The sequence below is a fragment of the Catenibacterium sp. UBA627 genome, assembly GCF_002299355.1.
Taxonomy (GTDB): Bacteria; Bacillota_I; Bacilli_A; order Erysipelotrichales; family Coprobacillaceae; genus Catenibacterium; species Catenibacterium mitsuoka.
In genome coordinates this window covers 1-9,134 of sequence record NZ_DBPF01000084.1, presented here as the reverse complement: position 1 = coordinate 9,134, position 9,134 = coordinate 1, and the positions used below count along the sequence as shown (strand labels likewise).

Sequence of the window (9,134 nt, the reverse complement as noted above, 5' to 3'; positions counted from 1 at the left end):
ACATCCAAACCTGTTGTTAATTCATCCAAAAATACAATCTCTGGATTCCCAATCAATGCCAGGACAACAGAAAGCTTCTGTTTTTCTCCACCAGACAGTTTATTGATATAACTCTTTTTCAAATCAGACAATCCAAACGAATCCAATAACACTTTGTAATCTGATGGCTTTTGATACAAAGAAGCATACTCCATGCAGGCTTCTTCCACCGTCATCATATTCTGATACTCGGTATGTTGAAGTTGAACCCCAACTTTTTCAAATACCTTTTTTCTGTGTTTTGCTGCATCCATTCCAAGTATCGTTGCCTTTCCCAAATCTGGACATTTCAGTCCCAAAAGCAAATCAATCGTAGTACTTTTTCCTGCCCCATTATGACCAAGTAGCGCAAACACCTCACCCTTGTTCACTTCGAAAGAAAGGTCATTTATTACTTTTCTTCCTAAAAATGATTTTGTGAGATTTTTCACTTGAATACATTGTTCATTCATAAAAAATCCTCCTTGTTATCTTTACAAGAAGGATTCTATCATCTCCCCTAAAGGGGAGAGTCAATAGTCTATTTATTCTTTCTACTTGTATCTACACCATACAGTATAGTTATATGTAGCATATATAAGTTTCATACCTTTTCATCCTTTTGTTTTTATTACAGATAAGCCGGTTATAATTATGTGTCCTAGAATTATCCCTTAGAACGTGAAGCACACATTTCATCATGAATTGAATTGGGTGATAGTGTTTTAATGATTGCAGATCGTATCGGTGATACAGTTGAAACAACACTAAAAACATATAGTCATCTTTATTCTGACAAACAAGTACAACTTTTTAATAAACTTGAAGAAATGAATAATAGTACCATTTTAGTACCAATTAATAATCAACATAAAGTAAATCGTTTATTTAACGTTTTATCTGGCATAAAATCGTTAAAATAAATTGAAAAAATATATTTTTAGGGCTATTTTTATTTATCGTATACAATTGTTAATTAAGTTTAAAGAATCTTTCACGTATAAATCACGTATAAACTCATGTTTTATAAGCCATTTTCACGTAAAATCAACCAAACATGGCCTTGTTTTTTGATGTGCTAAACAGATGGTATTTTACTGATATAAATTTCTACTAATATTCATTAACTTAAAACAGCTTTAATCTTTCGATTAAGTTTCTCTATTAATAGAGGGTCAATCTCACTAAGAAATTCTTTAAATTCTCGTTGAGATTTTGCTCTTATTTCTTTCAACATTTTTGAATCTGCTATTTTTCTGTGTGCTTCACTTGCAGGATAGCCACCTCCAAAAGGTTCAGAAAATAAAGTTTTTAATGTCATTTCTAAGTTTTCCTCACCTATGTATGTATACTGTTCACCTAGTGGTAAAGATATAGCATTACCATTATTTATTTGAGCAAACAAATAAGCATCTTTAGGTGTTGATGCATAACCACACAATACGCCAGGCATACTATTACAAGCAAGCATCATACCTTGACCAGAAGAACACCCAGTAACAACGAAGTCAACGACATTCTCATCAATTAACATGCCTATTAAAATTGATATTTCTATATATGAATATTTTTCTTCGTCATCCAAAAAGCATCCAAAGTTAATAACATCAGCATCTTTTGCATATTTTTTAGTATAACTATATAGCATATTATTTTTAGATATCTGTGAACTTGCTTGTACAACTGCTATCTTCATTATCTTTACCCCTTTGATTTTTTCTTTATCATTTTTTCTATGAATTTTATATAAATCATCAAGTGTTTATTTTCAAATGCTATTTTTTTATTAGATAGTATCCTCCCGTTTTGTTTGAACCTTTATGTTCAACATATTTAGTTAGATTTCTTTTTATCGAATTTCTAACTTTATCTGCTGTAATAGATGGATCAACTTCGTAAAGTATATTCACTATCTCTGGGACCTTAATTCCTGGATGTTGTTTAATCGCTTTTAAAATCTCTAGACCTATATCATTTATTTGGTCTTTTATTGGGTCATTTATTTGGTCACCTAAATAATTCACATTTGGTAATGTTACAATAAAGAAATTATCTGTTGCCTTAAATTCAGGTTTCACATCATAATCTTTATAACTATACATCGTTCTAGGTATACCTGTCCCAAAGTTTTCAATCATTCCTAATTTATCAAAAATATGAACCAATCTAGGGTTACGATATGTCTGTACACCATTCATAATATCATCTAATGAGGCATCAAATATTCCTCCTGGGCTTGTAATTTTTACTTTGTCTGGGAAAAACTCAATTTTAATATTCGAGCGAATAATGTAATCTGCATGACATACTGCATTCATCACCATTTCACGAATAGCTACACCTGGATATGATTTTGTATCAATTCTCTTAAAAGTATTTCCATCAATGACAACTTTTAAATCGTTAAGTCTTTCCGCTTGTTCTTCAACATTCTTAAGAATTGTAACTAAAGATCCAGAAAAACTTTTTTTATTTTAAAATTCATATTACTATCATATTCCGCTAATTTAACAACAATGTCTGATTGATCAGAAATAATATAGGCTAAATTTGTAAATTGTCCAGATTTATTTATAATTCCTAAAGACTTCATCAAACGTGATGTTAATTCAATATCGTTATCTTCAAAAGTTCTTTTTAGTGCCTTAAAGGTTAATTCTTGTTCATCTGAAATATCCTCTACAAAACTATAATTATGAGACTCCGTAATCATATGAAGTATTTCATCATCTGTTGCTTTTCTTTTACTTCTCCCTACTCTAATGAAAACACCTGAAGGTTTTGGCCCTTTTTCCCTAAGATAATAGGGTTTGTTTTTTCCTTTTTTTATATTGATTTCTAAAACATTATCATTATTGAAAGAATATTGAATCAAACCAGATGGTTTTGGAAAAAAAGACTCTTGAATCCAATTGCCAAGTTTTAAATCTATGTCATCTTTTATTTTATTATCATTAAAACCTATAATTGTCCCATCATCTTCAACTCCAACAAAAATAGTCCCACCATCGCTATTTAAAAAAGCAATAATTTCATCTTTAATTTCACTTATTAATTCACGTTTTAATTCTACTTTTTCAGTTTCAAAATATCTTTCCGTTTATTGAGTCACCCCGTATATATATTATAATTATTTTGACCAAATAAAACAATTTAATCAATAATTAACCTAAAAATAATATATTTTTAAGTACAAAAAAACCTCAGTTTCCTGAGGTTATCTTTGTAGATTTAATTATTCACCAACGTATGGTAATAAAGCCATCTGTCTTGCTCTCTTGATTGCTCTAGCAAGTTTTCTCTGATACTTAGCGCTTGTACCAGTTACACGTCTTGGGATGATTTTACCATTAGCTGAGATAAATCTCTTTAAAAGTTCAACATCTTTATAATCAATGTAATCAATCTTGTTTTTAGTGAAGTAGCAAACTTTTCTTCTACCCATTCTCTGTCTTCTGAAAGCCATTGTTGTTTCCTCCTGTTAGAATTGAATATCGTCTTCCATGATATCATATGAATTCACTGAATCATCAAAATCTTTATCTAGATCCACTGTCTTCATATCATAGAAGTCATTGTTGTTTTGTCTAGGCTGCTGAGTCATTGTAGGCTGCTGCATCATAGGTGCACTCTGCTGAGTTCTTTCTCTCTGTGCTCTTGTTTCCAAGAACTGAACTGAATCAGCGACAACCTCTGTCACATAAACTCTCTGGCCCTGATTGTTGTCGTAACTACGAGTCTGTATACGACCATCGACTGATACAAGTGAACCCTTGCTGCAATACTGTGCAACATTTTCAGCAGGTTTTCTCCATACAACACAGTTAATGAAATCAGCTTCCTGACCATCTCTTGTTGAGAAGTTACGATCAACTGCTAAAGTAAAACTTGTTACAGCTGTACCATTACCTGTTCTTCTTAATTCAGGATCTCTTGTAAGTCTTCCGACTAATGCGACACGGTTAAGCATTCGCCCTCACCTCTTCTTAGTCTCTTCTTAAAGTTAAGTGACGTAATACGCTTGGGTTGATACGTGATAAACGTTCGAATTCAGCGATTGCTTCTGGAGTTGTATGAGTATCGATTACTACATATAATCCCTTAGTATAATCTTTGATTTCGTAAGCTAGTTCACGTAAGCCTAACTTTTCAGTGTCAACGTTGTCAACAACACCTTCACCTTCAGTTAAGATTGCTTTAAAACCATCTAATACTGCAGTCTTTGCATCATCTTCTAAGTCAGGTTTTAAAATCATCATAATTTCATACTTGTTCATTTTTTTACCTCCTTTGGTCTTAACGGTCTAGAATACTTCTAGACAGGCAGTAATATTTTACATGCTCGTTCATACTATCACAAGAAAATCAAAAAAGCAATGATAAATCGAAGTTTTTTTACTTATTTTAGATCTTCTTTCGTTGTGATTTTAATATTGTCATAGTCACCTTCTACGACATAAACATCTTTTCCCTGTAATTCTAACATAGATGCATCATCTGTTGCCTGGATATTATTTTCAATGGCTTCTTTATATGCATTTTTAATAAGTACTGTATCAAAAGCCTGTGGTGTCTGCGCCTGCATCAATTCAGAACGAATGAGTGTTTCTACTACCTTACCATCCTTCACACGCTTGATTGTATCTTTACATGGCACCATTGCAAGTACTGCCTTATGTTCTTCCATACCTTCTACCAAACGATCTAAAAGGTCTTTTTTCACAAAAGGTCTTGCTCCATCATGGATCATTACATAATTACTTGTGACATGTTTTAATCCTTCATAAACAGAATCCTGTCTTTCTTTTCCACCTTCTACAAACTTCATACATTTCTTATTTAATAGTTTCTTGAAATGTGATTGTTCTTCCTTCTTACATACAATAATGATCTCTTCACATCTCTTATCATGTAAAAAGACATTCACTGTCTTTTCATATACAGTCTCTCCCTGTAATTGATAGAACATCTTGTTGTAACCAAGACCTGTTCTCTTACCACTTCCTGCACATAATATAATTGCGCTATACATCATGAATCACCTCTATTCCATTATATCAAAAAGAACGTAAATTACTTTACGTTCTTTTCTAGTCTAGCAAATAAAACACTACGTGTTGTTGTATCAGGCGCATAACAAGTAGATAAAAGCAATAATGGTGCCCCATTTTGTGTATCTACATCTCTTGATTGTTTAGCGGATGATTTCGCATTAGCTACATAACTTGCATAATCAATATCCTTCAAGTAATAATCACTTGTTGCATCAATGATCTTTGTACTATAGACAGAATATACATTAATGCTACCATCTGGTAAATAAATATATACTTCAGGATGATTAATAAAATAATCATGATCCGCAAACTTCTTAATATTCGCAAACATTGCACCATTCTTCATATTATGACCATAGATAATTGTATTACTATCAGTCAATGATGCATTATTATCTTCATCTAAGAAGATACTGCCTCCAAATGAATACTTCTTTTCATAGTTTGTATGAATGTATGTATCATTTGTTTTTCCTTTCAATAAAGCATAGTCGATATTTGTATTAGGAATATAAATCCAACCAATAATATCTTCATTAATACTCTTTAATTGATTAAAATCAATTTTTCTATCTAGTGGTGAATCCTGCTTCACTTCAGTTACGACTTTTTCCTGTAGCTTATTGTTATCAGAATCCAACTTATGATATTTATATCCAATATTTAAAAGATTACCTGCACTATATAGAAAGACAGCTAAACATACTACAAGAAGAATACGTCTAATAATCTTCATTATACGTTAAACTTGAAGAACATGATATCACCATCAAGTCCTTTATAAGTTTTTCCTTCCTGTCTGATCTTACCAGCTTCTTTTAAAGCCACTTCACTCTTATACTGCATCATATCATCATAAGTATAAGTTTCAGCTTTAATGAAACCTTTCTGGAAGTCTGTATGAATAATACCGGCCATTTCTGGTGCTGTCATACCATTAGTAAATGTCCATGCACGGCATTCATCAGGTCCTACAGTAAAGAAAGTCTTTAAGTCTAATAAAGCATATGTTTCTTTAATAAGCTTATCTAGACCACTTTCCTTGATACCTAAATCATCCATGAAGATAGCTTTATCTTCTGCATCTAATGCAGCTAACTCACTTTCAATCTTAGCGCAGATAGGAACAACATCGCATCCTTCTTTTGCAGCATATTCTTTTAAAGCAATATAGTATGGGTTTGAATCTGGATCTTCGATATCTTCTTCACCCATATTCGCTACATAGATCATAGGCTTAGTAGTTAATAAGTTGAACTGTTTTACATAAACCATTTCTTCCTCATTAAAAGTAAGCGTACGAGCCATCTTACCAGCTTCTAATACTTCTTTTAATGGTGCTAATACTGCCATTTCAGCCTTAGCTTCTTTATCACCAGTCTGAGCTTTCTTTTCAATCTTACCAATTCTCTTGTCCACTGTTTCCAAGTCAGCCATTACAAGTTCAAGATTGATTGTTTCAACGTCACGTACTGGATCTACTGAACCATCAACGTGAGTAATATCCTTATCTCTAAAACATCTTACTACTTCACAGATTGCATCTGTTTCTCTGATGTTAGCTAAGAATTTATTTCCTAAGCCTTCACCTCTAGAGGCACCTTTTACAAGTCCAGCAATATCTGTAAATTCAAATGTAGTATAGATAGTCTTCTTTGGATTAAAGATTGCAGCAAGATCATCTAATCTATGATCTGGCACTTCAACAACACCTACGTTAGGATCAATTGTTGCGAATGGGTAGTTAGCTGCTTCTACCTGTGCGTTTGTGATTGCATTAAATAATGTAGATTTACCAACGTTTGGTAAACCAACGATTCCTGCAGTTAATGACATAATTTATATTCACTCCTTTTAATCTACATTATTTTATTATAACTAACATCAAAATGCAATGAATGAATGGTATAATGGGGAAGGTGATAACATGAATAATATATATGAAAGACTCAATCAATTTTTATGGTCTCATCCTACTTATAAAAAAGTGGTAGGATTTCTTACAATCGCATTAAAATATATCATGATGGCTTCTTATGTGATGTTATTAATTGGTTTCTATATGACTCATGATGATTATCTCATTTATGCGATTATTAAGCCTTGTGCTTCATTTCTTATTGTGACAGTGATTAGAAAACTGATTAATCAATCACGTCCCTATGACTACTTAGAAGTGACTCCACTCTTTGAACATCGTGAAGGATGTTCTTTCCCTTCTAGACATGCTGCAAGTGCCTTTATTATCGCATTTACTGCGATCCATTTTGATTTATATATTGGTATAGTGATGCTTATATTCGCATTTTTAACTGCCATTACAAGGGTTTTAAGTGGTCTTCATCATATCAGTGATGTGACTGCTGGTATGGTGCTCAGTCTTATTATTGAACTTTTATAGAATACATAACTATTACACAGAGAAGTGTGTATAATAGTATCCGATAAAGGAGATGTGATCATGAAAAAGATAAATATTGCGATAGCTTTCATGCTTCTCATCAGTCTTGTTTATAGTCCTGTACATGCTGATGAAGTGAAGGAAGTTTATCTTACTTTTGATGATGGGCCTTCTCATAACACACCTCAAGTATTAGATATTCTCGATAAATATAATGTGAAAGCGACATTCTTTGTAACGGGTGAAAATGCCCGTTATCAAAGCTATATTCGTACAGCTTATTTAAAAGGACATGCCATTGGTGCACATAGTTATACACATAAGTATAGTATTTATCAAAGTGAAGAAACTTATTTTGAGGATTTAGGTAATATTGAGAAAATCATCAAAGAACAAACAGGACGTACCAGCAAATTGATCCGTTTCCCTGGAGGAAGTTCAAATACGGTATCAAGACATTATTCACAGGGAATTATGGCTAAGGTTGCACAGGAAGTAGAAAAGAAAGGCTATAAGTACTATGACTGGAATGTATCTTCTAATGATGCGACTGGACGTTCAGTAAATCCTGCACGTATTATTGAAAGTTCTAAGTCAAGACTACCACGTGTCTGTATTTTAATGCATGATACAGCCACTAAAACAACAACAGTACAGGCATTACCTGCAATTATTGAATACTATCAGGCAAATGGCTATACTTTTAAAACTTTAGAACATACTGACTTTGTCAGTCATCAACGTATCAACAATTAACGAGAGGCATAAAACCTCTCGTTTTTGTGTTAAATAAAATATTTTGTATAGTAACGGATACGAATCAAATCAAATAAACGCATAATCTGATAATTGAATTCAATACCATCAAATGTACCTAATACATGTACGACATCATCTGCACAGATAGAATCATAATTCTTATATTTGATATTCTGTGTCATGAGGACGATATGTGATTTACATAGACCCTTTTCTTTTAAAGATTTAGATACATGACTCAAAGCTCGCCCTGTAGCAGTTAAGAAGAAAACAACATCAGTATCTTTGAACTTGAAATTCTTATCAAATTGATGATATTCAATTGCCTGTTTACCCATGCTGATCATATCTGTCTGAAAGTCTACAGTCACACTAAGTGGTGAATAGCCTCCTGCTAGGATGATTCTTCCATTTTCATAAATAATTTCAGCTAAGTGATCAACAAGATTCAAGAAGTCTTCTTTTGAACCTGAGATATGAAGAGAACTGATCATTCCATCAATATCAGTATGGAGTAGTCTTAACTGCATCTGACTTGAACGAAGATCCTGATCCATCATGAGTCTTTCTCTAAAGTCTTCATAATCATGATATCCTAAGTATCCAATAAAGGTCATTATATCTTCCTCTGTATACTCAGATTCCTTCACAATTTCTTCTAATGTCTTACATCTTAATTCTTGATAGTGTTCTACCATGAATAAGGCAGTACGATATTGTTTATCGTCAATAATCACACCATTGAGATAACGAATAATACGTGATAGTAGTATGTCCATAAAATCACCCCTTTCATATATTATATACTAAAAAAGACTCCATCTTACTAAATGGAGCATAAAAAAAGGATAACTGGAGGGGCGGTCGAACCATTTCTAAGAATGGGCATCCCTCATCCG

At 32.6% G+C, this 9,134-nt stretch carries 13 protein-coding genes and 1 pseudogene; 3 read left to right on the top strand and 11 right to left on the bottom strand.

Annotated features, from left to right (window positions below; all coding sequences use genetic code 11):
- On the bottom strand, positions 1 to 491 hold a 491-nt coding region (locus B2S90_RS05370; RefSeq protein ID WP_286696656.1), incomplete at its 3' end, for an ABC transporter ATP-binding protein.
- A 255-nt stretch (positions 492 to 746) separates the two neighbouring features.
- Here B2S90_RS05370 and B2S90_RS05365 point away from each other — a divergent pair.
- Positions 747 to 941: a hypothetical protein gene (locus B2S90_RS05365; protein ID WP_278780240.1), complete on the top strand. Its 195-nt coding sequence runs from the start codon at positions 747 to 749 to the stop codon at positions 939 to 941.
- Between the two features lie 200 nt (positions 942 to 1,141).
- On the opposite strand, the gene B2S90_RS05360 is transcribed toward B2S90_RS05365, so the two are convergent.
- From B2S90_RS05360 to ychF, 9 genes and pseudogenes are all read right to left on the bottom strand, one after another.
- Positions 1,142 to 1,714, bottom strand: coding sequence for an RpiB/LacA/LacB family sugar-phosphate isomerase (locus B2S90_RS05360; RefSeq protein WP_278780242.1), 573 nt, complete (start codon positions 1,712 to 1,714; stop codon positions 1,142 to 1,144).
- Between the two features lie 79 nt (positions 1,715 to 1,793).
- Positions 1,794 to 2,342 (bottom strand): ATP-binding protein, encoded by a 549-nt coding sequence (locus B2S90_RS05355; RefSeq protein ID WP_278780244.1) that lies wholly within the window; start codon positions 2,340 to 2,342, stop codon positions 1,794 to 1,796.
- Positions 2,343 to 2,464: 122 nt separating this feature from the next.
- Positions 2,465 to 3,091: pseudogene (locus tag B2S90_RS05350) on the bottom strand (helix-turn-helix domain-containing protein); the annotation flags it as partial.
- A 162-nt stretch (positions 3,092 to 3,253) separates the two neighbouring features.
- Positions 3,254 to 3,484: a 30S ribosomal protein S18 gene (gene rpsR / locus B2S90_RS05345; RefSeq protein ID WP_006505606.1), complete on the bottom strand. Its 231-nt coding sequence runs from the start codon at positions 3,482 to 3,484 to the stop codon at positions 3,254 to 3,256.
- A gap of 15 nt (positions 3,485 to 3,499) precedes the next feature.
- Positions 3,500 to 3,988, bottom strand: a complete 489-nt coding sequence (ssb, locus tag B2S90_RS05340; RefSeq protein ID WP_006505607.1) for a single-stranded DNA-binding protein — start codon at positions 3,986 to 3,988, stop codon at positions 3,500 to 3,502.
- Positions 3,989 to 4,004: 16 nt separating this feature from the next.
- Positions 4,005 to 4,295: a 30S ribosomal protein S6 gene (rpsF, locus tag B2S90_RS05335; protein ID WP_055234257.1), complete on the bottom strand. Its 291-nt coding sequence runs from the start codon at positions 4,293 to 4,295 to the stop codon at positions 4,005 to 4,007.
- 122 nt (positions 4,296 to 4,417) lie between these two features.
- A complete protein-coding gene (ispD, locus tag B2S90_RS05330; protein ID WP_055234268.1) occupies positions 4,418 to 5,050 on the bottom strand; it encodes a 2-C-methyl-D-erythritol 4-phosphate cytidylyltransferase in 633 nt (210 codons plus the stop codon).
- Between the two features lie 41 nt (positions 5,051 to 5,091).
- Positions 5,092 to 5,811, bottom strand: coding sequence for a class B sortase (gene srtB / locus B2S90_RS05325; RefSeq protein WP_055234258.1), 720 nt, complete (start codon positions 5,809 to 5,811; stop codon positions 5,092 to 5,094).
- Positions 5,811 to 6,911, bottom strand: a complete 1,101-nt coding sequence (gene ychF / locus B2S90_RS05320) for a redox-regulated ATPase YchF (protein WP_286696655.1) — start codon at positions 6,909 to 6,911, stop codon at positions 5,811 to 5,813. The genes srtB and ychF overlap by 1 nt, the downstream gene beginning before the upstream one ends.
- A 91-nt stretch (positions 6,912 to 7,002) precedes the next feature.
- Between ychF and B2S90_RS05315 the strand changes: the two genes are divergently transcribed.
- Complete coding sequence (locus B2S90_RS05315) at positions 7,003 to 7,476, top strand: phosphatase PAP2 family protein (protein WP_055234260.1); 474 nt, start codon at positions 7,003 to 7,005, stop codon at positions 7,474 to 7,476.
- Between the two features lie 60 nt (positions 7,477 to 7,536).
- On the top strand, positions 7,537 to 8,232 hold the full coding sequence (locus B2S90_RS05310) for a polysaccharide deacetylase family protein (RefSeq protein WP_238703726.1): 696 nt from the start codon (positions 7,537 to 7,539) through the stop codon (positions 8,230 to 8,232).
- Positions 8,233 to 8,261: 29 nt separating this feature from the next.
- Here B2S90_RS05310 and B2S90_RS05305 read toward each other — a convergent pair whose 3' ends face one another.
- Entirely contained in the window at positions 8,262 to 9,014 is a 753-nt protein-coding gene (locus B2S90_RS05305) for a hypothetical protein (RefSeq protein WP_055234261.1), read from the bottom strand.
- Positions 9,015 to 9,134: the final 120 nt, after the last annotated feature.